Consider the following 23,943-nt stretch of genomic DNA (forward strand, 5'->3'; position numbering starts at 1 on the left):
GAACGGGGGATTTTCTCGTACCCGGTCATAGCCACATTCTTCTTGATAGCGTGAAGCCATGAACTTACGTGGTTGTCGCACCTTAGCGCTTACCTGTCTTCTGGCACTGCCCATACTTGGGTGTACGACCCCTAGCGTGAATAGCCTTTGCCAAGAACACCCCGAGATCTGCGATTCCCTCGACCAGGCCCGCTCCTTGGATGGGGTTCGGGACCTGTCTACGAGTACCGACGTACTTTCACACGATGGACTGGACGAAGACTCTCTCTTGTTTTCGGTCACGGCCGTTCTCGACGAAAATCTTCCGCCAGAACGGGCCGGGTCCACGGCGCAGCAGATCTACTATCTCCTCGCGAATGCTTTCACGTCCGACCGGAATATCGCTTGGCATGGTGAAGTAAATGCTGGAGTCACCCCCGGCGAGCCGCGGCCGGTACTCGACGTCGCGTTGAACGAAGACAGCGATCAGCAGGTTCGACAGTCCTTTGTCCTCATGCAGGCCGGGGCTATCAACGTCCACGCCAACTCTGCCGAAGTATCCGACGCCGCCACACTCGGCCGCCTCGCTGAACTCGCGTACGCGAAACATTTTCAGGTCGAATTACGCACCACCGACAACAGCCTGCGGTACACCGTCGGGGGTGAACCCGACCTTGAAAAGCTCAAGTTGTTTCTCGAGGTGGCAGGCCTGGATTCCGTGGCAACCGCCGGAATGGACCCTTCCACACTCAGTGTGAACCTGGCCGAAAATAGTTCGGCGAGTAAGCACGAGGAACTTGAACGGTGGCTGATAGACCACCGGCCGTTGCGCACCGACCCGCTGCCTTTCATCCTCTTCAGCCCGTCCTATGAGGTACTCGCCGAGGGCTGGCTCGGCGATAAGAAGCCCTCACATTTGATTCCCAAGCCCGTCGTAGCACCCGAAGGAGTCACCCCGTGGCCGCAGGATCAACGGGCACCGGACTGCACCGACCAGGATCTCGTCGTGGCTCCGGCCGGTTCCGATGCGGCCGCCGGGTCACGATTTCTACAACTGAACGTGCAGAATGTTTCCTCTCGAACCTGCGCGCTCGAGGGCACACCAGATATCCGTTTCATCAATACCGAGGGAAACTTGCAGAAAGACGTCACCCTCGAACCGATGCCCAACGTCTTGGCCGAAAGAATCGCGATCCCGGCCGGAGAATCGGCGATGTCCGCGGTGAAATGGTCCGCGGCCTCCACCACGCTGGATCCTGACGTCACCACGAGACTTGAGGTACGGACCACGGAACAAGGTCTGCACGTAGACGTGCCGCTCATTACCAACGGAGAGCGACAGACCCTCGACATACTCGACGGTTCCACAGTTTCCGTGAGCCCTTGGGTCCAAGCAATGAAGGGGTGGGGTATGCCGAGACCCGCCGAGTAAGTCCCGTCCCCTATCCGGCTTGCTGGGCGGCACGCCGCGCGACGATTTCCTCAATCCACACCGGGGCAAACGGTGAGGTGCACCCCGGCGGCGTGGGATAGTCGGCGAGTACGCCTAGTTCATGACCGATCCGAACCGCGCGTTCGCGCAGTGGCTCGCATTCGATGCCGATGGCCGCAAGGGTGTTGTTCATCGCCCACTGCAACCGTTCGGGTGCGTGTTTCATCTGTGCTTCGATTGTGTCCAACAGGACTGGTAGGTCCAGCACGTCGGGAGCCTTAGCGACCTGAAAGGCGGTCAATTCCCATCCGGCACTCGCTACCTCTGGCGTAGGGTCCGCAATCCACGACTGGCGGGCCTGTTCCAAGAGCCTTGATTTTTTCACGACGTAACTCAGAAGCCAGTCTTGCACTTTGGGGGTGGGTTCCTCACGGAGCCACCGGTCGAGGTCTTCGAGCGTAAATAGCCGCGGTTTACAGATCAAAATCGCCACTAGCCGCGTTGTGGGGTCCTTCGATGCCCACAGCGCGCCGGCTAGCTCGTGGTTGCTTTTCAACGACTTGGCAATGGCGCGAACGGTTCCGAGGTTCACGGCAATGTTGTTGCCATGTTTGAGATTCACGGCGAGAATCTTCTCGTCGGCAGCGTCGGCCAATGCCGCCTGCACCTGAGCAACGGTACTTTCCGGTGTGAGCTCGGTTCGTGAGTTCATCTGATGCTCTCTTCGCTCGGTATCCAACGTCGGTCTTCTCTCGGTGATCCACGTAAGGGCCGTATCAGGTCGATCTACGCACGGGTTGGCGCAATATGGTGCGTAGTTTCTCTGGCGCAGCTCGCCGCGGATCGCTCAAATAGATCTCGTGGTGTCGTCCAGTGAGCTCGAGGCCATGTTGTGGGATGAATTCGTGGTGCATGTGCTCGAGCAACGGTCCTTCATCATCGTACGGTCCAAGGTGTAAGGCCTGGACGCACTGACCTTCATCGAGTTCCACGACCCGTACCCGGTGCACCGCCTCGGGTGGCGAGGATTTGTGCGCTACCCGCTGGATCGCTGCTTGAGCATCGGCGTCAGTCATCCATGAGGGAATCAGTAGCATCATGCTCCACTGCCATTTCGACTTGTCGCGCCGTCGTGTGAACGAATCCATATCCTCGGCCCACCACAACCCCTCGAGCGGTGGCACCACATAATCTTGCCCGCGGTCTTTGCTGGCGAACTTGAGAGCATATGCCACGGGATACAGCGCCTGCAACGCCTGCCGGTAATCCTCGGCCGTATTCGGGTCGCCGGAGCCGTCAACCACGAAGTATCGGGTCGGGGCCGTGGTGATCAACGTCGGGCTCCCAACGGACGCCTGATAACCGGGCAGGATCTTTTTGAAGTCGACCTTTGGTTGCGCCATTGCTCTACTCAGAACCAGTTACGTCGCTTGAACACGACAAAGAGGGTCACGGTGAAACCCAGCATGACGATCAGGGCTGCCGGGTAGCCAAAGGCCCAGTGCAGTTCGGGCATGTGGTCGAAGTTCATGCCATAGATGGCGCCGATGAGCGTAGGTGCGAAGAGAATGGCAGCCCATCCGGAGATCTTCTTCATGTCCTCGTTTTGCCTTTGTGCCACCAACGTGGCGTTGACGCTCAAGATCTGGCTCAGCGCCTCGCGATATTCGCCAATTTGAACATTGGCACGCTTCAAGTGGTCCAGGACGTCCTGTAAATAGGCCTGCAACTGTTCGGGAACGTTGTACTTCTCAAAACCGCTACGAATCCCCCGCACCACCTCGAGCATGGCCATCGTCGCATGTTGCATGTCGATGACTTCTTGACTCAACCGGTAAATACGTTCGGCCACGGCAGCATCCCCACTAAAGACCTGCCGTTCGACCTGCTCCTTATCGATGCCCAAGCCTTGGAGCACAGGCTGGTAGCCGTCGACCATCTCGTCGAGTAGCCGGTAGAGCACCGCTTCGGGCCCTAGACCGAGCCGCGCGTCATCGGCCAGTGCGGTGCGGGTACCTCCAGCGACTCCCTCGGCCACGCTGGCCTCCAACGCTTCCCCGCGCGTTCCGTCGATCCAGCGCCGATCTTGGCAAAGCACCGCAAGAGCGTTAGGGCGCATCAGGATATGGAATTCCGAGAATTCGACTTCTTCGGACTCGTCGATATACCGCGCGGAGCGCAGCACCAGAAAAACGACATCCCCATAGCGTTCGAGCTTGGGACGCTGCCGGGCGTGAAGCAAATCATCGGCCAATACCGGGTGCAGCTGCCACGCCGCAATGAGCGCATGGATATCCTCGTGGGTCGGCGCTGGATAGAGGGACAAGGCCATCCGATGAGTACCGGCCGCCGCATAGGTCAGAGCCTCATTCGCCGTGGTCACTTCGGGCCGCTCGGTCATTTGTCCGTTCTCAACACAACGAAAGACCGGGGACACCGCCGTGGACGTGGTCGGCGAGGCTTTGCGGCCCAGTTCGTGCCGCGGCCGATGCGGTCCAGGGGACATAGATACTCCAATGCTTCAGATGCTGTTTCGATCCTACGTGATGCCTGCCCCACGGCCGGGAAGTCCGCATCTTGGGGACGAGCAAATTCTCTGTCCCAGAATCAGAACACTTCATTCTCCGTGCTTTTTGGGAAACCTGTACGTCGAATGGGTGACGAGCGGATCGGCCCGTGAATGAATCGGTACCGCATCGATCAAGGGAACCTCATCAAAGAGGCGTGCCCCGGCGCCGAGGAGAATTGGCGAAATATGCAGGCGCAGTTCGTCCAATAGGCCAGCGGCAAGGAATTGGTTGATGGTTTGTGCCCCACCGGCCACGGCGATATTGCGTTCCGGAGACACCTCACGTGCGCGCTCTAGGGCTTCGTGCACTCCCCCGGTGACAAAATAGAACGTGGTGCCCCCGCGCATTGGGATCGGTTCCCGTTCATGGTGCGTCAAGACGAATACCGGGGCATGATATGGCGGTTCATCGCCCCACCAGCCGCGCCAGATCTCATCCCACACTCCACGTACCGGACCAAACATGTTGCGTCCCATGATGAACGCACCCGCATCGACGATGGCCTCAACTTCAGCGAGATTCTCCTCGCGGCGCTCGAACATCCAACGGTGTAATTCTTCACCGCCGATCCCCAGCGGCTCCTCTCGTGACTGCTCGGGTCCAGCCACAAATCCATCTAACGAGACCGTAACGTCACAACAAACAATCCCCACGGCTATCCCCTTTGTTCCGGTCGGCGTAGTCCCACGGCCCACGCTAGACCCGAGAGCCATAGACGGCAAGCAACACGGCCCCGTCAAGACGGTGCCGCGCCGCTACACACCACCCACCGGCCATCTCGCGGGTGTAAACGCATTAGTTTAGGGCTATGACCAAGGTTGCGAGGGCAAGAACGACGGTGGTCGGCGTCATCGTCCACCGCTCGGAAGGGCTGCGCGAGATGGCATTCATGCCGACACCAATAACGAGATATGCGAACAGCACCCACGTCAAAACTCGTACAACGGGCGACTCGCCTCCGGGCAGCACGCCGGCGCGACTCGACAGTAGTGCGGCGAAACCGACGTAAAGCAGCACTGCGATGAGGCTACCGACGCGCAATTTTGGTGGCAGTCTGCGATGCTGACCGCCCCAGACGAAGCGTCCATAGGGTAAGCCGAGTGCAACTAAGACTTGAAAGATTCCAAGGACGGCAAACAGGACCAGCGCCGCAGTCAGGGCCACGTGAACCATGACCTTGTTCCTTCCGCTCGATTTCTAAAGGAGATAGCCATGGCGCTACTATTGGTACCGTCCGGAAGCGACAGCGCGGGCACGTGCTTTCGCGGCTTCTTCTTCGCGATTCTTCGGCGGACGCGTAGCCACCAGATCATCGAGCAGATGCTGCGTCGCATGCGCGATCTCGCCTACGGCGCGGTCGAAGGCCTCCTGATTGGCTTTCGACGGCTTCGTCGTCCCGGCGATCTTTCGTACATATTGCAAGGCGGCGGCGTGCACCTCTTCGGCTGTCGCGGCCGGCTCGAAGTTATGCAGATTATGTATATTGCGGCACATACCAGCATGCTACTGCTGGTGCTCGTGACTCGATAGTGGGTATCGCTCCCCCTCAGTGACTCGCCGGTCGGGTCTATACCTGCCTCCTCGGCGCAAATCCGCCCTGTGTTCACCAGTTGCTGATCACCTTCATTATCGGCAATTCTCCCAGCGGGCGGGCAACGGTGGAAGCGGCCCCGCGTCATTGGGTGTGCGCAAGATAATCGCGGCGACCACCGTGAAACCAAGTGCATACACAGGCCACGACAATGCGTCGAGCGCGGGTGAGCCGAGCACAAGATAGGAAACTGCACGTGCTGGTTGCGCGACGGCCACAAGTTTTCCGTCCCCAGGTCGGGAAGCTGTGCGAGCGGGTAATTCCCAGACCGAAACGTTTCGAGACGAGCACATGCCCGGGCACGAAGAGCCCGTCCAATACCACCGAATCGGATGGCCTTGAAGAAATGATTCTTGAATAGATGCAGATTCATAGCTGGCGCGGACGACGTACCACGCTAGTGCATCAGCTACTGAGACCCCCAGCCATCGGGATGTAACCGGTGTAGCTGAGCCCAACGGCGGCGGTTTTCAACTAGGGCAGCGCACGCTTGGTGATCCGCTCCACCCCCAGCGTCCCGGTGGTCCTGTACGCTTCCAGTGGGATGTGCCCGCTCAAGGCACACGGCTTCCGTGAGCCCAATACCGATGTGGTCCAGTCCGAGGTTTGGTGGCAAGTAATCCCGTAGTCGAACATCGGAGTTCCCACCGGTGCCGCCTCGGACATGCAAATCGTAGATGTGCACGGCCCGGTCAACGGTACGCCTCCATCGCCCGCGCCTCCCGGGCAGGTTTGGTGGACGGCTGGAAGTTGCTGATGCGCACCAGTTCGGGGCATGCACGCCTATCGGCCAGCCACAGTGTAGTGAATGCGGCGATCTCAGCCGGTAGCACGCACCGGGATCGACTTCCATAGCGACGGGCCGTACATTACCGTTCCGCCCTCCCGATGTACCATGGATTCTCGCCCGGCTGCGTATACGATCGCGCGGGTTGATCCCGAAACAACCACACTCATCGATTTCGTCCGGCTGCGAGACTTCCTCGGCGCTACGCCGACAACATCACATCGACCAGATTGAGGACGCTTTCCAGACCGCCGAGTACCGCGATGTCCAGCCCCAAAAAGACGACCTCACCGTCGTTCTCCCGCTGTGTCTCGTGGTGTGAGTGAAATGGTTCAGGTCGGCTTGACGAGCACCACGTCCGATGGGTCAACTTCGGCTGCCCACGCAAGCGTCGGAAGATCAGCGCCGTCAAGCCCAGCAAGTTCGAGGGCTGCCTGCCCGGACAAGTGGGCCGCCTTGATCGACTGGCCGTTCGCAACCGCCGCGTAGAACTGCGCCGCGTAATTGATCGCATCGACGTCGTCAATCGTGTCTGCCATCCCAATCGCGAACGGCACCACCTGCGCGATAAGGCCGTCGATCTGAGCGGCTGAGTTACACGAGTTGAGCACAACCAGCAACGGCGGCAGATCTGTGGCTTGAACCGCTTTGGAGAATGCACCGGCAGTCACCACGATGCCTTCATGATGGAGATCCTGCTCATCTTCAAACACAATGAGGTTCTCATCACTGTGTCCGGAGAAATGCACAACGTGGGGACGGAATTTGGTAATCCCATCAAGAAGGTCAGCAGTCGTTGCTGCTGGGCGGACATCAAGTTCGATCGCGTCACGATGAAGCGCCGATTCAACCGCGGCGCGGATTCGCTTCTGCTCTCGCCCGACACGCGAGTCTCCTTCCGCCGAGGCACCAAGGATGAGAACACGAAGCCTTTCGACGCGCGGCGCCGGGAGCTGTCGTATCACGTTGTTGATGGCCGACTCTGCGCCTTTCAATCGATTCTCAATCTCGCCGCGAGCGGCGCTGGCACGTCGATCAGCAAGTTGCTGATCGCGTTTTCGTCGTCGCTCCGCAGCGTTAGCCTCGGTCTGCTCTGCCCGTGCGACCTTCGATTGAAGCTCATCCTCCGCTTTCGCGTATCGGGCCGCCGTGGTCTGCCACTTGTTCGCCTCACGACCGGCGGACTCGGCTTCTTTCTCCTTACGTTCGGCTTCGCGAAGCTTGCTGCGCTGAGTGCTCTCGCTCTGCGTCTTCGTGACGACCTGACGTGCTTTGGCAGCTTCAGCGCGCTTTTTCGACTCCTTGCTCCGGTATTCACCGGCCTTCTTCTCGGCATCAACGCGTTGCTTGCGCTTATTATTGAACTGATTCCGGTACTGCTGTGCACTCATGAACTTCGCTTCCTCGCCTCTGACTGTGCTGTCCATGCTAGCTCCCACCACAGACACTTTGAGGGTGTCGATCGCGCACCTCCGGGACATCAAGCCCTGCCAACTGCAGAGGTTCCCCCCTGCCCGCCTTCTCCGATCCGGCCGCTGACGCCGGTGAAATCTCCGAGTGTGTGGTCTCAGGACATCCTTCACCATGGAAGAACCCACCCACAAACACACCACCAGCCATATAGACCTGCGACACCCTTCACCCACCCAACCAATCAACAATGTCCAAGGACACCGTTCATACGCGAGCCTCACCGGACAATGGCCCCCTAACAGGCCGCAAGAAAGAATTTGTCATCTGACCTAAAAGAGTCGATACCTGCCCATTTCGTGAGCAGCAATCCGCTGCAGGTGGTTCCCCTAAAACTAGCGGTCAGGAGCTTCTCAAGGCCTTCTGGTAGCCATACGGGGGCGCGCAATATGAAAAGACGACGCGGTAGGTCCCGCAAACAATGGTCGGCCAGGCGCGACAGCGTAGAGCACGGGCCATATATTAATGATCACCTAGATCAACGCCAGAGGTCGCGCTAGAGAAAACACGAAAAAGTCGGCTGGCCACCCTTGGGGGCAACAATAGATGGCCTCAGAAACACACTTACGTCGCTGAGTAGGCATCTGGTTAAAAACTAATGTCTCGGGACATCATCCTAAACAAAGTCCCGAGACATTACATTTGTAGAAGTAATGAAGCGCTGCGGGAACAGGCGGCCACGGATTGAGAGGCTTGATTCCGCGTGGAATCAACGTATCCACGGGGTTGCCGACCCTGCCGGAGAGCCGGACGATCCGCTGATCGGTGCATCGACGGAGCCGAAGATACGACCTCGAACACGTCTCGCGGATGAGGAAGTGGACGCTATACGAACCGCCCGTGCGGACGGCGTCAGCGTACCCTCGCTCGCGAGGCAGTACAGGATTCACCGCGGGACGGTGTGGGCGAAGGTCTTCCAGGCACGACCACAGCCGCAGGGCATATAACGAACTTCGCGGGGAGCCCCGTTGTAACGCGGATATAGACGGCCAACTCGTCAAGGTCGAGACTGTGCAAGATGAGCACCACGACTTGCAATGGCCTTTGGGAGGAACGGCGGGTCTACACCGAATCCATGCGAGAACATGAGGACGAGGCGAGCCCGAATGAGGCAGAAGATACAAACGGTGCTGACTCCGACACAGGTATAGGGTTAAAGTCAAAATTTTAAGGCGCCGTGAGGAGATGCTGCGGAAACAGTTGAAGCACATGCAAGAAGTACTTGCAGGTGTACGGGATGGATGCAGGTATGACTAGTTCGCTCTAGCACGAAGCAGTTGCCGAGCTTCGTCTATTCCGTCACGCCAACTCAGCATCACTTGAATGCTGGCAATGAACCTGTCGAGAGACCGAACAATCGAATCCATGACCGGTCGAATATCACGCGAAAGGTCGCGGTTGTTCTTGACGCTCGTTCGCATGCCGATGATTCCCTCTGCGCCTTCCTCTGATGCGTCGAGAAGGCCGTCCAGCTGTCCTAGGAATACTTCCACCTCTGATGAGTCTTCTTCACCTGCGCGGGCAAGAACGTTCTTGATCATCGCGTCCATTAGATCGATATCGGTCGCGAAGGCCTCGCCAGCTGCGTCGAGACTCTTCGCGAGCGGGTCGAGTTCTTTGGCGAGGTCCCTCATGACCAGAAGTCTGCCCGTGAATCCTTTGGAAGTAACCTGCGGTGACTGAGCTCGCTCCGCAGCGAATTTAGTCACCTCGCTAATTTCCACGATGCACTCCTGCGCATTATTAAGCACTTCCGAGACGTGGCTGATCGCAGTCTCCCCGGCTGCCATCACCTCAAGCAACCCCGGCTCATCAAGCACTGTCTGGCCGTCTTCGGTATCCAGTGAGCGAGCAGCGTCGGCGGCGGGGTCAACCTTGCCGCCATCCCCATCAGTGAATACATCCGTCGCACGTAGCTTCGTTGGCCCCGTTGTAAGCGCTACTCGCAACGCTTCGGTCAGTGCATTCCTTGCTTCAATAAGCCCCATCTCGTTGCGGGTGAACTGAATGGTTCGGATTGACTGCACATCGAAAGGTAGCCGCCCATACTCACCGACCTGAAGAGTAATCGCGTGTTTGCTGTGCCGCAGCCCCAACTCGTACATCACATTCGGGTTTCCACCACTTACATCGGCAACAACGATCTCGGCGTCGCGCAAGTAGGTGAAGATTTGGTCAGGGAGCTCACCGGGATCCGCGATCTTGTCGGCGCGTACAACTTGCAACCCGAATTGCTCGCATGCTGGTGAAAAGACCTTGGACCACATCTCGAGGGCGCGCTCGTAAGCCATGCGTCCATCAGTGCCGAGCGGAGCTAACGCGTCGCCGATAGGCGTCACGACGAAGCAGGTCTTACCTGCGCCCAGTTCCTGATCAGTCATTGCCTGCTCCTTCGACGGTCACGAGACTTCACTAGCCGAATGGGGGCCAGCTTCGTCATCAATCTTACGGGGGCCATAGGATTTGAGCCTACGCACGCTACGACGCCTGTTGACGGGGCGTGAGCGACGAGGAACGCCTGAACTAGACGGCTCAGGTCGAGCATCTCGGTCGGGACCGGATCTCCGACGCGTAGGCGACGGGCATCACCGCTGACTCACCTTAAGCACAATAACTCGCACGCCGACACACGGCTGACTCGGAAGCGTCCGCGGGAATTTCGGCCGCCGATCAGGCCCACGACCTCACTGCGTGTTGGGTCTCGCGGGGATGAACGTGGTCCATGTGCGATTTACGGCCAACTACGGCGGCGTTGAAGGCGCATCGTTCGTGCGAGACGCACTTATCGCTCGCTTGATCAAATGCCTAATTTCCGGAGGGTGGTCACCGCCCCGGAGACGGCCTGCCGTGGCTGGGACCGCGGTCGAGCACGTGGGAAGGGTCGAGATGTCGTTGCCGCTTGCTCGGTTGCGCGAGTTTGTTGGATGCGCTGCACCGCCTCAGCAGGTGTGAAAACACCTAGCGTCTCATTTCCGGCGAGGGCCTGCTGCCCGGTGCGGCTCGCGTCCGTGGCGTTCACGTGAGGCGGGTGTCCCTCCACGACAGCCTACGGTTGCTCACAGACTCGCACCACGCCTACGCCAGATCCGGCGACGCCGATCGCAGGTTGGCAAAATAGGAGTTCTTTGCCTGCCTCGACATCACCGACGACGAGCAATTACGCCCGAGGCCGGCCGAACCGTTCGCCACCATCATCCGCGAAAGCGAAAGCGAAAGCACCGGCGACGGTGACGACGCGGGAGCAGAAGATGAGCACGAGGGCAGAAACGACTTACGGGAACACACAACACCTTTCGATGTTGCGTGTTCCCGTAAGACACATTTTGTGGAGGTAAGGGGATTCGAACCCCTGACCTTCTGCATGCCATGCAGACGCGCTACCAACTGCGCCATACCCCCAGAAGGATTTGCTACCCTGATCAGGCAACTCAATAACTATATATGAGCTCCTGCGCGCAATGCAAATCCGCTGCCACTAGTGGCTTTCGGTGACCTCTGCAGGCAGTTCAATGACCGGGCAATCCGCCCACAGACGCTCCAGCGCATAGAAAACGCGGTCTTCTTGGTGCTGTACGTGAACCACAACGTCACCGTAGTCCAATAGCACCCAACGCCCCTGGCCGAAGCCTTCGCGGCGGACCGGTCGAATCCCGAATTCCTCGAGGACCTTTGCGTGGATCTCATCCACGATGGCGTTTACCTGAGGCTCAGATCCTCCGGAGACGATCAAGAAGGCGTCGGTTACACCCAGACGCTCGGCTACGTCTAGAGCAACCTGATTTTCTGCCTTCTTCTCTGCGGCGGCCAAGGCGGCCACCTTGACTAGGGCAATAGAGTCTGCGTGAGCTCCCATATAGGTGAGTCTCTCCTTTTGATTCAATGACGAGTGATTTAAGTGATCAGTGCTTAAGAGAGAGCATTGATCAGCATGACGATTCCGGCAATCAGCGCGACGCCGCCGACCGAGAGCGCGGCAATCATGGTAATAAGCATGTTGTTGGCTCGACGCACACCTTGGGTCTGCACATCCAGTGGATCGAGACCGTGAGCGTTGACCGCCTCTAGGCGAGGCATCTCGATATCCCGCGGGGCCGCTGGCGCTGCCGCCTGCTTTTTCCCTACTGGCTTATCGGCCGCAGGAGCCTTGGCGGGTTGCTTAGGCGCAGCGCTTGGCTTCTTGGCGTTTGATGCGCCCTTATCGCTAGCTGGCTTTGCCGGAGTGTTCTTCTTTGCGGCCGGGGCCGGCGCTGCGGGTTTCGCCGCGGGTTTCGCCGCGGGCTTAGGTGCAGGCTTCGGCGCTGGCTTGTCGGCGGGTTTCGCCGTCGACTTTGCTGCTGCCGAGTCCTTGGACTCGGTCTTTTCGGACTGGGCCTTGTCGGCGGGCTTGGATTCGGTCTTCTTCTCCGCGTCCTTTGCCTCTTGACCGGCAACGGTCAACGAGACACTTTCGGTTTTCGGCCCCAACACTCCGGTACGCGCGATGCGCTCTTCGGCTTCACGGATATTGCCCATGGCCCCGGTAAACGGATCGGAGAGTGATTCGTCGTCCTTGCCAGCCTTGGCGTTCTCGACGCGTAGTCGTTCACGTTCGGCGGCTCGGCGAGAAATAATCGCCGCGCGGGCTGCCATTTCACGCTGATGGGCTAGGACTTCGAGGTCGATATCGCTATCGTCGTCGCCCAAGAGCTTCGGGTCGATAGGTGGTGGAGTGGTCCCGTGGGCACGACGTGCGGCAAGGGCCTCCTCGACGCTCATCACGGTAGTTTCGGGTTCCGCGTCCGACGCCTCAGGCTTCTTGGAGGAAGCGGCAGGCTTGCTCTCCTGCGCCTTGGGCGCTTCGGCCTTACCTTGCTCGGCTAGTGCCTGCAGACGTAGCTGGCGACGAGTTAGCGGTTTGGGCTCATCGGCGGGAGCCACCGTGGGCTGATGGCTGGTGAGTGCACCCACTTCTTCCTGCAGCCGACGACGTTCGCGCAAGGCCTCACGGTCGCGGGCCCGTCGCCGAGAGGCGCGCTCCCCCAGTTGCTCTTCGCTGGCTGGCGCCGCTGGGGTCTCATTTTTGGGCGCACTGTCGGGGGTTTTCTCGGTGGCCTTAGGCTCTGGAGTTTCGTCCTTGACGGACTCCTCGGCTTGGCTACGAGCCTTCTTTTCGGCCTCGCTGCTGGCCAGCAGCGCTTCCATTTCGGCTCGCCGCTTTTCACGCAGAGCACGCCGGCTTGAAGCCGGCTGCGTGTTATCGCTCATCCTGTCCTTCTCCCGACCGCGTAGACAACCCGTCACCCTTACCTAAGAATTATGCCTTGAAGGGCTGGGTCGTGTGTGGCTACGACTCGGTATAAAGCCCGTATTTTGCAATGTACTGCACCACACCGTCTGGCACCAGATACCAGACGGGCTTTCCCTGCTCAACGCGCTGCCGGCAATCCGTGGACGAGATGGCCAGTGCCGGAATCTCTAGCTGCGAGATCGACTTGGCCTTCAACTCTTCCATCTCCGGTAGCGAATGCCCGGGGCGGGTCACTCCCACGAAATGCGCGAGGTCCCAAAGCTCGTCAATATGCCGCCAACTCATGATCTTGCTCATGGCGTCGGCACCAGTAATGAAGAAAAGCTCGGCATCCGGGCGTTCACTGCGTAGATCCAGCAGGGTGTCACGGGTGTATGTGGGGCCCTCGCGATCGACATCCACGCGGCTTACGGTGAAACGCGGGTTGGATGCGGTGGCGATGACCGTCATGAGGTACCGATGTTCCGGGCTGGTGACTTCCCGGTCCGACTTTTGCCAAGGCATGCCGGTTGGTACGAAAACTACCTCATCCAGGTCGAGCTCGGCGGCAACTTCGCTCGCCGCCACGAGGTGACCGTTGTGGATGGGATCAAAAGTACCGCCCATTACGCCGAGGCGTAATGGGCGGTTCTTGAGCTGCTTGGAGTCCGCCAAGTTAGTGCTTAGGTTCGTGAACCTTGAACTGACGGTGGGTGTCGTGCGGTTCGTCCTTGACGTCGTGACGATTGCCAACGTTGGTGTAGGACACGGTGATCAACAGCAGGATCATCAAAGTAACAAAGATGCCACCGCCAATCAGCAGTGCCCAAGTCTCGCTTGGCAAGCCTTCGGATGCCGCTTCGGTAGCAAGGATCAGCGCGTTCAACATATTCTCCAGACGCTAGCCTTCCAACCGGGCGAGCTGCCGCGGCCGGAATGAACTTAATTGATTCTTCTACATCCTACCGAAAAGGTAGATCAGAAACTATTTCCGCACGTGTCCATCGCCCTGGACGATCCACTTGGTAGTGGTCAGTTCCTTCAGCCCCATGGGGCCGCGGGCGTGCATCTTCTGCGTGGAAATACCAACCTCGGCCCCCAACCCCAGCTGGCTGCCGTCGGTGAAACGAGTGGAGGCGTTCACGATGACCGCAGCCGAATCGACTTCGGCAATGAAACGCTCCGAACGAGCCAGATTGTTGGTGATAATCGCCTCGGTGTGACCGGTGGAGTAGCGACGGATGTGCTCCATGGCCTCGTCGATACCGTCGACCACCTTGACCGCAATATCCGAGTCAAGGTACTCGTTAGCCCAGTCCTCTTCCCCGGCTTCCACGGTCGGCAAGGATCCGGCCAATTCCGCGGCGCGAGGATCGACGTGCAAACGCACGCCGGCGTTGTGCAGCGCCTCGAGCACCGCGTAACCGGCTTGAGCCTTGGCGTCGATAAGTAGCGTTTCGACCGTGTTGCACACGCTCAGACGCTGGGTTTTGGCGTTAAGCAGGATATCCACGGCCATCTCGGTGTCGGCCGACTCGTCCAAGAAGATGTGCACATTGCCTTCGCCGGTTTCAATGACCGGGACTCGGGCGGTGGTGACCACGCGCTGGATCAGCTCACGGCCGCCACGCGGAATCAGCACATCGATCTTGCCGCGGGCTTCCATCATGGCCGCAGCGCCTTCACGCCCGTACTCGTCCATGGAGACCACGGCGTCGCGCGGTAGCGAGACGGATTCCAGGGCATCACGAATGATGGCGATCAGCGTCTGGTTGGAGTGCAGTGCCGCGCTACCGCCGCGCAACAGCGCCGCGTTGCCGCTCTTCAACGCCAAACCGGCGATATCTACGGTGACGTTGGGGCGGGCCTCGTAAATCGCGCCAACGACGCCCATCGGGACGCTGATCTGACGCATCCGCAGGCCGTTGGGCAGGGTTTCACCGCGGACAAAACCGCCCACGGGGTCGGGCAGGCCAGCCAGCTCATGCAGCGCGGCGATCAAACCGTCAATGCGATCGTCGGTCAGCTTCAGGCGATCGAGCAAGGCGTCGGACGTGCCATTGTTGCGACCGGCTTCAAGGTCCTTGGCGTTGGCCGCGAGGATCGCTGCGCGGTTCGAATCGAGGCGTTCGGCGATCCGGCGCAGGGCCAGATCCTTCCAATCGCGGTCCGCCCGGGCCAGCACGCGCGATGCGTTGCGAGCCTGGTCGGCGTGGTGGTGTACGGCCTGGGTAACGTCGGTCATGTGGGTCTTTCCGGTTGCGGTTGTGTCAAGACTCATAGTGTCCATTGTAGTGATTCCCCCTACACCAAGGCCAAGTCGTCGACGTGGACGACCGAACGGACGTAGTCCTCGCCCAGTTCTTCGCCGAGTTCGATGGAGGAACGGCCAAACATCTGCGGCAGCTCATCGCTGCCGAAATTGACCAGTCCGCGGGCGATGACCTTACCCTGCGCATCGCAGATTTCCACCGCGGCGCCGGCTTCAAAGTTGCCCTCGACACCGGTAATACCTGCGGCCAGCAACGAATTCTCACCGGTGCGCAGCGCGTTGACCGCGCCACGGTCGATGATGATCTTGCCCTTCGTGCTGGCCAGGTGGGCCAACCAGACGGCTCGCGCGCTGCGGCGGGTACCGCGCGCGGCAAACCAGGTGCCCACATCTTCGCCGGCCAATGCACGGCGCACATTTGCGGTACTGGTCACCAGCGCCGGGATGCCGGCGTCCGAGGCGATGGTCGCGGCCTCGACCTTGGTGATCATGCCACCGGTGCCGACGCCTGCGGCCCCTGCGGTGCCCAAGTCGACATCTTCTAGCTCATCCGGGTGAGCCACCTCGGAAATACGGGTACCACCCTCATTCGGGTGGGCGTCGTACACCGAGTCGACGTCGGAGAACAATAGCAAGGCATCGGCCTTGAGCATGTGAGCAACCAGGGCCGCCAAGCGATCGTTGTCGCCGAAGCGCACCGAGTGGGTGGCCACGGTGTCGTTTTCGTTCACGATCGGCAGCACCCCGCCGATGTTCAGCAGGCGGTTCAGCGTCCGGAAGGCGTTGCCGTAGCTCTGGCGGCGCGTGAGGTCATCGGCGGTGAGCAGAACCTGGGCGACCTGCACCCCGTGCTTGTTGAAGGCGTTGGTGTACTGCGCCAGCAGCAGGCCCTGCCCTACGGCAGCGGCGGCCTGCTGGCTCGCTAGGTCTTTCGGCCGCCGCTCGAAACCCAGTGGTTGCAAGCCTGCGGCAATGGCGCCGGAGGAGACAAAGACCAGTTCGGTGCCCCCTGCCACCAGTGGCGCCAGGGAATCCACCAAGAAGTTCAGTCGATCGGTTGAAATGCCTCCGTTGACGGTGGTCAGTGAGGAGGATCCCACCTTGACGACCAGACGCTTGGCCTTTGGCAAATCACTAGCTGTAGAAATTACGGACGGAACTCGGGCGGATCGCACCATTACTGCGTGTCTTCTTTCCTATTTGCTTTCGTTGTCCCTCGCACGTGCACGCGCTTTGGCGTTCACAGACTCGGTCCAGATGCCGGCCTTACGCTCGGCTTCCAGCTCTTCGCGCGCTGCGGCCTTCGCCTCTCGGCGTTCCTGATATTCGGCGCGCTTCTGGTCGCGGGTTGGCCGCGAACGGTCTTCGAGTCGAACATCTTCGCCACGGCGTGAGCCGAGTAGCTCGGCGCCGGCAACCATGGTCGGTTCCCAATCAAAGACCACTGCATCATCTTCGGCACCAATGACCACTGCATCGCCGGGTCGCGCACCAGCCTTGAACAGCTGGTCTTCGATACCCAGCTTCGCGAGGCGGTCGGCTAGGTAACCCACGGCTTCATCGTTACGGAAGTCGGTCTGCTGAATCCAGCGTTCCGGCTTCGCGCCGATGACGCGCCACAGCGGCTCGAGGTTCTGCTCTTCACGGCGAATAGTAAATTCTGCCTTATTCACCGAGCGTGGTCGAATCACCTCAGGAGTGACGACCTGCACCGCTTCTTCACGCTGCGCACGTGCTTGTTCAACTAATTCAGCCATGGCGAAGGACAATTCCCGCAATCCATTACGAGAAAGGGCTGAGATCTCGAACACGCGATATCCGCGCTTTTCGAGCTCTGGGCGCATGAACTCGGCCATGTCAGCGCCATCGGGCATGTCAACTTTGTTAAGCGCCACGAGCTTCGGACGATCCACGAGCGGGATCACATTGCCATCGCTACCGTGGAAGGTCGAATCGGCCGAATAGGCGGCCAGCTCCTGCTCGATCACCTCAAGATCGCTCAGCGGATCACGGTCCGCTTCGAGGGTGCCACAGTCCAGAACGTGCACGATCGCTGCGCAACGCTCAACGTGCCGCAGGAACTCGTGGCCAAGCCCCTTACCTTCAGAGGCGCCGGGGATCAGGCCCGGGACGTCGGCGACGGTGAAGCGCACCTCGCCGGCCTGCACCACACCCAGGTTCGGCACGAGGGTGGTGAACGGGTAGTCGGCAATCTTCGGGCGTGCCGCGGACAGCGCGGCGATCAACGAGGACTTACCTGCCGATGGGAAGCCGACCAGCGCCACATCGGCCACGGTCTTGAGCTCGAGCACAATGTCGCGGCTGCGTCCGGGAATACCCAGCAAGGCGAAGCCCGGTGCCTTGCGCTTATCCGAGGCCAGCGAGGCGTTACCCAGGCCACCCTGACCGCCTTCGGCAGCGAGGAATTCTTGGCCCACGGTCACCATATCGGCCAGGATTTCGCCTTCGCGGTTCTTGACCACGGTGCCGATCGGCACGCCGAGGACCAGATCCTCACCCTGCTTACCGGGGCGCAAACCGCCCTTGCCCGGCTCGCCGTTGCCGGCCTTGCGGTGCGGCAGGTGGTGGAAGTCCAGCAGGGTGGTGACCTGTGGGTCGACCTTGAGGATCACGTCACCACCGTTACCGCCGGTACCACCGTCTGGGCCACCGAGTGGCTTAAATTTTTCACGATGCACCGATACACAGCCATGTCCGCCATTACCGGCGGTGACATGCAAAGTTACGCGATCTACGAATGCGGCCACGGGGCCCTCTTCTCCTTGGACTGACCTGCGAATGCTCTCGCACCAAGTCTACTGATAAATGCACTGAAGGGGCGGGCCGAATACTCGGCCCACCCCTTCAAGTGTTACGTGTTTGCCTGTGCCTGAATTAGGCGGCTTCCACAATGTTCACAACGCGGCGACCACGACGGGTGCCGAACTCGACTGCACCGGCAGCGAGGGCGAACAGGGTGTCGTCCTTACCGCGGCCGACGCCGGCGCCCGGGTGGAAGTGGGTGCCACGCTGGCGAACGATGATTTCGCCTGCCTTGACTTCCTGGCCACCGAAGCGCTTTACGCCCAGGTACTGTGCGTTGGAATCACGACCGTTGCGAGTGGAACTCGCACCTTTCTTATGTGCCATGCTATTGAGCCTCTTTCGCTACAAATTTGACGGATATTACGAACGCCCGAATTAGGCGATCGAGGTGACCTTGACCTTGGTCAGCGAAGAGCGGAAGCCCTGACGCTTCTTGTAACCGGTCTTGTTCTTGTACTTCTGGATGACGATCTTCGGACCGCGAAGGTTTTCTACAACCTCAGCGGTGACCTTAACCTTGGCCAGATCGGCTGCGGCGGAGGTAACCTTCTCGCCATCAACCAGCAGCAAGGCAGGAAGCTCGATGGAGCTGCCCGGGGCAGCCTGAAGACGGTCAACGGTGATGAGGTCTCCTACGGAAACCTTCTCCTGGTGGCCGCCAGCGCGGACAATTGCGTACACCACGTGGGTACTCACTTCTACTCGACGTTTCATTGTCTTACGGCGCAGAGATCAACCCGGAGCTGCGATACCGCGTCTCCACGGGGCTCTCATGCGCTTGTGCCTTGACGCCGAGCGGATTTAAATCCGTGATCTTGGCGTTTAGCACCGATGAACCAGATTACGCTAGTTGCCGGTGCGGTAGCAAATACAAACCGCCCCGCAACGGCTAGCGTGACCGAGATCATCTATTTCAGTTCGCGTACCGGCACTCCCACACCGAACATCACCGGCTGGCTCGCCGGTTCGGCGGGCTTGTCGGCACGCTTACTGGTGGCGTCCATCTGAACTACCGAACCGGTAGCGGAGGACACCTCAGCCACGACAACCTCGGCAGTCGCATCGCCCTGGACCGAAGTGGCCCGACGGCTGCGACGCTTTGGCGTCGTCGTGGAAGTTTTCTGTGCGGGGGCAGCCGGGGCTGCCTCCTGCGGAGCGGGGTTCTCGGTCTGGGCGGCCGGTGCCTGCGAGGCAGGCATGGCCAGACCGGTGAGCACCGGCTGATCAGTGGAGCTAGCGGCCGGGGCACTGGTGGCCCGGCGACTGCGCTTGGCTGGCTTCTGGGCCTGCGGCGCGCTTTCGGGCTCCTCAGCGCTCTGTGGCTGGCTCTGCGGCGCCTCTTCCTGCTGCTCGGCGCCCCCGCGAGCCCGCTTGCGCGAGCGGCGACGTGGCTTACGTTCGCTCGGTGCCGACTCGTCTGCGGATCCGGGCAGCGCCTGTTGCAGCGCCTGCAGCGCACCGTCGACATCCTTGACCGGCTCGGTCTGATCGGTGGACGCACCGGAGACCGGCACCACTTCCCCATCGATCTTCACGCCGTTCTCGTCCTCGTGCTCGTTCAGGTGCGAGGCTGCGGCAATATTTGCCAATGCGTGCCGCGCCGCCTCGGACTTCTCGTCGTGCTCGTCGACATGCGGCTGTGTCTCAACCTGCTTGGTTTCCTCGCGCTCGGCCCCACGACGGCGACGGCGCTCGGAGCGGCCGCCCTTCTCGGAGTTCTTCTTGCCGGACTGCGCCTCACCGTGCGAATTGAACGCCTTGCGGTGTTCGACGGGCTCCTCATGAGTGATGACACCACGGCCGGCGCACGCTTCGCAGCTTTCCCCGAAGACTTCCAGCAGACCGGTACCCATGCGCTTACGCGTCATCTGCACCAGACCCAGGCTGGTGACCTCGGCCACCTGATGCTTGGTGCGGTCACGGCCCAAGCACTCGACCAGACGGCGCAGCACCAGGTCGCGGTTCGACTCCAAGACCATGTCGATGAAGTCGATCACGATAATGCCGCCGATATCCCGTAGGCGCAGCTGGCGGACAACCTCTTCGGCCGCCTCCAGGTTGTTCTTGGTCACCGTTTCCTCGAGGTTGCCACCCGAGCCGGTGAACTTACCGGTGTTCACGTCGATCACGGTCATCGCCTCGGTACGGTCGATCACCAGCGAACCGCCCGAGGGCAGGAAGACCTTGCGGTCGAGGGCCTTGTGGATCTGCTCGTCCAACCGGAAGTGCGCGAACAAGTCCTCGGACTCTTCCCACTTCTGCAGGCGACCCATCAGATCCGGGGCCACGTACATGACATAGGCCTCGATGGTGTCCCAGGCCTGTTCACCGGAAACGATGAGCTTGGTGAAGTCCTCGTTGAAGACGTCGCGGACCACCTTGATGGTCAGGTCTGGCTCGGAGTACAGCAGTTCCGGGGCCAGGGTCTTGGTGGACCCGGCCTGGGATTCGATACCCTCCCACTGCGCGCGCAGTCGGTTGATGTCGTTGGTCAGCTCTTCCTCGCTGGCACCTTCGGCGGCGGTACGTACGATCACGCCGGCGTTCTCCGGCAGGTGATCCTTCAGGATCTTCTTCAGTCGCTGGCGTTCCACGTCCGGTAGCTTGCGCGAAATGCCGGTCATCGAACCGCCGGGCACGTACACAAGGTAACGGCCGGGCAGCGAGACCTGGCTGGTCAGTCGGGCACCCTTGTGACCCACCGGATCCTTGGTGACCTGCACCAGCACCGAGTCGCCGGCCTTGAGCGCGTTCTCGATACGGCGTGGCTGGCCCTCGAGGGCGGCCACATCCCAGTTGACTTCGCCGGCGTACAGCACGGCGTTACGGCCGCGTCCAATGTCCACGAAGGCGGCTTCCATGCTGGGCAGCACGTTCTGCACCTTGCCCAGGTAGACGTTGCCAATCAGCGAATCCTGCTGGGTCTTGGACACGAAGTGCTCGGCCAGCACGCCGTCTTCCAGCACGCCGATCTGAATGCGGTCTTCCTGCTGGCGCACGATCATTTGACGTTCCACCGATTCGCGGCGCGCCAAGAACTCGGCCTCGGTAATCACCTGACGGCGACGACCGGTTTCGCGCGATTCACGGCGACGCTGGCGCTTCGCTTCCAGGCGAGTCGAACCGCGCACGGAGGCGACCTTGTCCACGGCGGCGTGCGAATCGGCCGAACTGCGCGGAGCGCGCACTCGGGTGATGGTGTTCGGCGGATCATCCTGCGATCCACCCTCAAGTTCTAGATCCACTTCACCGCGACGGCGGCGACGGCGGCGACGTGAGGTCACTTCCTCATCGTCGTGCTGCTCTTGCTGTTGCTCGCGGCCCTTGTCTTCACGGGTCTTGGCCTTCTTGGCCACCGTGTTCTGTACGACGCTCATCGCGGTCTGCGGTACCGCGAAGGGGTTCAGAATCATGGTGCTGCCGTGTTCGGCCAGCAGCGCGCCGGTGTGGTCCTCGGCGTCTTTGATGGCCTGCTCGGCCACGGCGGCCACCTGATCGTGGTCGCGGGCGGTGGTTTCCTCGCCCGGTGCTGCTACCTGCTCGGTGACCGGCTCGGTGGCCGGCGCGGCTTCCTCGGTGGATTTGCGGCGGCGTTCGGCCTGCCGGTTGGCGAGCTTGCTGCTGTCCGGGGTGGCTACCTGGGTGCGGCGCGTGGCGCGCCAGCGGTAAGGATTTTCTTCGACGCCTGCGGCGGCATTGAGTTCCGCCAGGGTCATTGCCCGTCGCAGGGGACGAGCCACCGGTGCTGAGACCGAGGTGCGCCCGGCACGCGGTGAGCGATTACCGCGCTTGCTATTACCTGCCCCGGCGCCTTTTCGATTTTTCGATGCGCTCATTTAGTTTGCGTACTCCTCTTAAGTTTCCGCTCCGACCGCCTCCACAGACGGGGTCTGAAGCTGAACTTGCGTTCATGTGTGCCGTGGGCCCAACCATTAGTGGTAGCCAACGGGCATCAAAGCCTGTTCGCAGTCCGTGCGCTGCGGACCGAAGCACCGCTACACGGGTCAACTCAGCCATTGAAAACCGGCCGCTTTCCTTTGCGACCTTCACGATCCGCGGTATTCCCTCGGGAGGCGCACATACTTGGGCACTCAACCGAAGCGATCCATCGCCGGATAATCTCTTGCTTCAAAAGTCTGTCGTTGGGTTGAAAGCAGACTGTGGATCCGCGAACAACCATCAGTATCATCTCACATTTATTTGCGACATGATCCTTTTAGACTTATTGATCACACAGGATCCGCCCATAGAATCGTCATCGAAATCTCGCGGCGGACCTCGCCCATTACCGAAACCCTCCAAGACAGGGGCAAAAAGTTGACACAGTCGAATATTCAAAACGGTCCGGGCGTGTTGCCCTGGTGGGCCACCGGACGTGGTTTTGGACTCTTCGCCATCGTGACCGGAGCCATCGCATGGATCGCCGCGGGCATCCTGGTACTCGAACGGCTCGAACTCTTTAAGAACCCGGACTATGTCACCAGTTGCGATCTGAACCCGTGGGTTTCCTGCGGTACCGTCATGAAATCCTGGCAGGCCTCGCTCTTCGGCTTCCCCAATCCCCTGCTGGGCATCGTGGGTTTCGCCATCGTGATCACCATCGGCATGGGGCTGCTTTCCGGGGCGAACTACGGACGCTGGTTCTGGTACGGGATGCAGGTCGGCATTACCGCGGCGCTGGTCTTCATCATCTGGCTCTGGTCCCAGGCCCTCTACGAGATTAACGCACTGTGCCCGTACTGCATGGTGGTGTGGGCGATGGTCATTCCGCTGTTCGTGTTCACCACGGCCCGCAATGCGGTCCACGGCCTGTTTGGAAAGAGCGCTGGGCTGCGCAAGTTCTTCACCGAATGGAGTTGGATCGTCACCGCAATCCTTTGGGTTCTGGTGGCAGCCTCGGTGGTCCTACGCTTCCCGAACGCCTTCTTCGGCTAATTCCTCTCGGCTCGACACTCGGCGCCGCGCGGACCCATCCTTGGGTTCTGCGCGGCGCTTTTTCGTGCGCTTCACCTCGGGCGTGTCGCAACAGGCCTACTGCCGCCCTACCGCTAATTTTCGCGCCTGGACACGTGCGCGACACCTTGGTGCGGCACCGGTAGCACCGGGCGGTGCTCAGCTTGCAGGACTAGATTAGGGGTATGACGAGCAACACATGGAATACCGAGACGGCGCAGCACTATGGCATTAATCTGCTGATTTCCGAGGAGATTCGGCTGCGCGAGTTGCACGACGAGGATCTGCCGATACTCACCGGGTGGTGGAATAGCCCGGAGTTCATGGCCCTGCAGGGATCCATCGTGCTCCCCCACCCGGTCTCCGAGGCCGCCGAACTCTTTAAGTCCTGGAGCGTCAACAAGGGCATGGCCAATGGCATCGGGCTGAGCATCACCATGCCCGATGACACGCTGATCGGGTTCACCGCCCTGCACAACTACAACGCCCCCTCGCGCAGTGCCGATCTCATGCTGATGATTGGCGGATCGAACGTCGGTCAAGGCTATGGCACCCTAGCCACCAAAATGATCGTTGATCTCGGCTTCCGCGAAATGGGGCTCAACCGCATCGGCGTGGGCCTGTGGGGTTATAACGAGCGGGCACTGCGCACCTTTGTGCGGGCCGGATTCCGTGAGGAAGGACGCCAACGCCAGGCCGGTTTCCACGACGGCCAGTTCCACGATCGAGTACTGCTCAGCCTGCTCGCCAATGAGTATTTTGCCGCCGATTCTCGCTAGCGACACGTGGCAAAATTC

The 23,943-nt window shown here is 60.4% G+C and carries 21 protein-coding genes and 1 tRNA gene; 3 read left to right on the top strand and 19 right to left on the bottom strand.

Translation table 11 applies throughout. The annotated features are described in order from the left end of the window. The first annotated feature begins 136 nt into the window (after positions 1-136). On the top strand, positions 137-1,411 hold the full coding sequence (locus tag ACJD00_RS09150; RefSeq protein WP_418906760.1) for a DUF4232 domain-containing protein: 1,275 nt from the start codon (positions 137-139) through the stop codon (positions 1,409-1,411). 10 nt (positions 1,412-1,421) lie between these two features. Here the strand turns inward: ACJD00_RS09150 and ACJD00_RS09155 are convergent, their stop codons facing one another. The 19 genes from ACJD00_RS09155 to ACJD00_RS09245 all read right to left on the bottom strand — a co-directional run bounded on the left by ACJD00_RS09155 (position 1,422) and on the right by ACJD00_RS09245 (position 22,029). Further along, complete coding sequence (locus ACJD00_RS09155) at positions 1,422-2,123, bottom strand: DNA alkylation repair protein (RefSeq protein ID WP_418906761.1); 702 nt, start codon at positions 2,121-2,123, stop codon at positions 1,422-1,424. Positions 2,124-2,187: 64 nt separating this feature from the next. Then, positions 2,188-2,814 (bottom strand): GyrI-like domain-containing protein, encoded by a 627-nt coding sequence (locus tag ACJD00_RS09160; RefSeq protein WP_418906762.1) that lies wholly within the window; start codon positions 2,812-2,814, stop codon positions 2,188-2,190. Between the two features lie 8 nt (positions 2,815-2,822). After that, positions 2,823-3,812, bottom strand: a complete 990-nt coding sequence (locus tag ACJD00_RS09165; RefSeq protein WP_418906763.1) for a magnesium and cobalt transport protein CorA — start codon at positions 3,810-3,812, stop codon at positions 2,823-2,825. 216 nt (positions 3,813-4,028) lie between these two features. Next, positions 4,029-4,634, bottom strand: coding sequence for a dihydrofolate reductase family protein (locus ACJD00_RS09170; protein WP_418906764.1), 606 nt, complete (start codon positions 4,632-4,634; stop codon positions 4,029-4,031). A gap of 142 nt (positions 4,635-4,776) precedes the next feature. Beyond that, on the bottom strand, positions 4,777-5,154 hold the full coding sequence (locus ACJD00_RS09175; protein ID WP_418906765.1) for a hypothetical protein: 378 nt from the start codon (positions 5,152-5,154) through the stop codon (positions 4,777-4,779). 48 nt (positions 5,155-5,202) lie between these two features. Further along, positions 5,203-5,475, bottom strand: coding sequence for a DUF2277 domain-containing protein (locus ACJD00_RS09180; RefSeq protein WP_418906766.1), 273 nt, complete (start codon positions 5,473-5,475; stop codon positions 5,203-5,205). A gap of 1,216 nt (positions 5,476-6,691) precedes the next feature. Further along, on the bottom strand, positions 6,692-7,786 hold the full coding sequence (locus tag ACJD00_RS09185; protein WP_418906767.1) for a CHAT domain-containing protein: 1,095 nt from the start codon (positions 7,784-7,786) through the stop codon (positions 6,692-6,694). Between the two features lie 1,296 nt (positions 7,787-9,082). Further along, positions 9,083-10,210 carry a hypothetical protein gene (locus ACJD00_RS09190; protein WP_418906768.1) on the bottom strand — a complete coding sequence of 376 codons (1,128 nt, stop codon included), beginning with the start codon at positions 10,208-10,210 and terminating at the stop codon, positions 9,083-9,085. A gap of 945 nt (positions 10,211-11,155) precedes the next feature. After that, positions 11,156-11,228, bottom strand: a tRNA-Ala gene (locus tag ACJD00_RS09195). Between the two features lie 76 nt (positions 11,229-11,304). After that, positions 11,305-11,682 carry a ribosome silencing factor gene (rsfS, locus tag ACJD00_RS09200; RefSeq protein ID WP_309406911.1) on the bottom strand — a complete coding sequence of 126 codons (378 nt, stop codon included), beginning with the start codon at positions 11,680-11,682 and terminating at the stop codon, positions 11,305-11,307. 53 nt (positions 11,683-11,735) lie between these two features. Continuing rightward, positions 11,736-13,073, bottom strand: a complete 1,338-nt coding sequence (locus ACJD00_RS09205; RefSeq protein WP_418906769.1) for a hypothetical protein — start codon at positions 13,071-13,073, stop codon at positions 11,736-11,738. A gap of 79 nt (positions 13,074-13,152) precedes the next feature. Beyond that, positions 13,153-13,770 (bottom strand): nicotinate-nucleotide adenylyltransferase, encoded by a 618-nt coding sequence (nadD, locus tag ACJD00_RS09210; RefSeq protein WP_309406908.1) that lies wholly within the window; start codon positions 13,768-13,770, stop codon positions 13,153-13,155. 1 nt (position 13,771) lies between these two features. Beyond that, complete coding sequence (locus ACJD00_RS09215) at positions 13,772-13,984, bottom strand: hypothetical protein (protein WP_309406906.1); 213 nt, start codon at positions 13,982-13,984, stop codon at positions 13,772-13,774. A 96-nt stretch (positions 13,985-14,080) separates the two neighbouring features. Then, positions 14,081-15,376 (bottom strand): glutamate-5-semialdehyde dehydrogenase, encoded by a 1,296-nt coding sequence (locus ACJD00_RS09220; RefSeq protein ID WP_418906770.1) that lies wholly within the window; start codon positions 15,374-15,376, stop codon positions 14,081-14,083. 23 nt (positions 15,377-15,399) lie between these two features. Further along, positions 15,400-16,545 (bottom strand): glutamate 5-kinase, encoded by a 1,146-nt coding sequence (gene proB / locus ACJD00_RS09225; RefSeq protein WP_309406903.1) that lies wholly within the window; start codon positions 16,543-16,545, stop codon positions 15,400-15,402. Positions 16,546-16,563: 18 nt separating this feature from the next. After that, positions 16,564-18,135: a GTPase ObgE gene (gene obgE, locus ACJD00_RS09230; protein ID WP_418906771.1), complete on the bottom strand. Its 1,572-nt coding sequence runs from the start codon at positions 18,133-18,135 to the stop codon at positions 16,564-16,566. 127 nt (positions 18,136-18,262) lie between these two features. Continuing rightward, a complete protein-coding gene (rpmA, locus tag ACJD00_RS09235; RefSeq protein ID WP_309406901.1) occupies positions 18,263-18,517 on the bottom strand; it encodes a 50S ribosomal protein L27 in 255 nt (84 codons plus the stop codon). Positions 18,518-18,568: 51 nt separating this feature from the next. Next, on the bottom strand, positions 18,569-18,877 hold the full coding sequence (gene rplU / locus ACJD00_RS09240; protein WP_309410435.1) for a 50S ribosomal protein L21: 309 nt from the start codon (positions 18,875-18,877) through the stop codon (positions 18,569-18,571). 224 nt (positions 18,878-19,101) lie between these two features. Beyond that, positions 19,102-22,029, bottom strand: a complete 2,928-nt coding sequence (locus ACJD00_RS09245) for an Rne/Rng family ribonuclease (protein WP_418906772.1) — start codon at positions 22,027-22,029, stop codon at positions 19,102-19,104. Positions 22,030-22,510: 481 nt separating this feature from the next. Here ACJD00_RS09245 and ACJD00_RS09250 point away from each other — a divergent pair, with 481 nt between their 5' ends. Then, a complete protein-coding gene (locus ACJD00_RS09250) occupies positions 22,511-23,128 on the top strand; it encodes a vitamin K epoxide reductase family protein (protein WP_418906773.1) in 618 nt (205 codons plus the stop codon). A 203-nt stretch (positions 23,129-23,331) separates the two neighbouring features. Continuing rightward, positions 23,332-23,925: a GNAT family N-acetyltransferase gene (locus ACJD00_RS09255; RefSeq protein ID WP_418906774.1), complete on the top strand. Its 594-nt coding sequence runs from the start codon at positions 23,332-23,334 to the stop codon at positions 23,923-23,925. Positions 23,926-23,943 lie beyond the last annotated feature (18 nt).

Source organism: Glutamicibacter endophyticus (assembly GCF_048457885.1).
In the GTDB taxonomy this organism is placed as follows: Bacteria; Actinomycetota; Actinomycetes; order Actinomycetales; family Micrococcaceae; genus Glutamicibacter; species Glutamicibacter endophyticus.

Coding starts and splice junctions, on each gene's coding strand:
- ACJD00_RS09155 (WP_418906761.1), bottom strand. CDS start 2,123: ATGAACTCACGAACCGAGCTCACACCGGAAAGTACCGTTGCTCAGGTG.
- ACJD00_RS09160 (WP_418906762.1), bottom strand. CDS start 2,814: ATGGCGCAACCAAAGGTCGACTTCAAAAAGATCCTGCCCGGTTATCAG.
- ACJD00_RS09165 (WP_418906763.1), bottom strand. CDS start 3,812: ATGACCGAGCGGCCCGAAGTGACCACGGCGAATGAGGCTCTGACCTAT.
- ACJD00_RS09175 (WP_418906765.1), bottom strand. CDS start 5,154: ATGGTTCACGTGGCCCTGACTGCGGCGCTGGTCCTGTTTGCCGTCCTT.
- ACJD00_RS09180 (WP_418906766.1), bottom strand. CDS start 5,475: ATGTGCCGCAATATACATAATCTGCATAACTTCGAGCCGGCCGCGACA.
- ACJD00_RS09185 (WP_418906767.1), bottom strand. CDS start 7,786: ATGGACAGCACAGTCAGAGGCGAGGAAGCGAAGTTCATGAGTGCACAG.
- ACJD00_RS09190 (WP_418906768.1), bottom strand. CDS start 10,210: ATGACTGATCAGGAACTGGGCGCAGGTAAGACCTGCTTCGTCGTGACG.
- rsfS (WP_309406911.1), bottom strand. CDS start 11,682: ATGGGAGCTCACGCAGACTCTATTGCCCTAGTCAAGGTGGCCGCCTTG.
- ACJD00_RS09205 (WP_418906769.1), bottom strand. CDS start 13,073: ATGAGCGATAACACGCAGCCGGCTTCAAGCCGGCGTGCTCTGCGTGAA.
- ACJD00_RS09215 (WP_309406906.1), bottom strand. CDS start 13,984: ATGTTGAACGCGCTGATCCTTGCTACCGAAGCGGCATCCGAAGGCTTG.
- ACJD00_RS09220 (WP_418906770.1), bottom strand. CDS start 15,376: ATGAGTCTTGACACAACCGCAACCGGAAAGACCCACATGACCGACGTT.
- proB (WP_309406903.1), bottom strand. CDS start 16,545: ATGGTGCGATCCGCCCGAGTTCCGTCCGTAATTTCTACAGCTAGTGAT.
- rpmA (WP_309406901.1), bottom strand. CDS start 18,517: ATGGCACATAAGAAAGGTGCGAGTTCCACTCGCAACGGTCGTGATTCC.
- ACJD00_RS09245 (WP_418906772.1), bottom strand. CDS start 22,029: ATGAGCGCATCGAAAAATCGAAAAGGCGCCGGGGCAGGTAATAGCAAG.
- ACJD00_RS09255 (WP_418906774.1), top strand. CDS start 23,332: ATGACGAGCAACACATGGAATACCGAGACGGCGCAGCACTATGGCATT.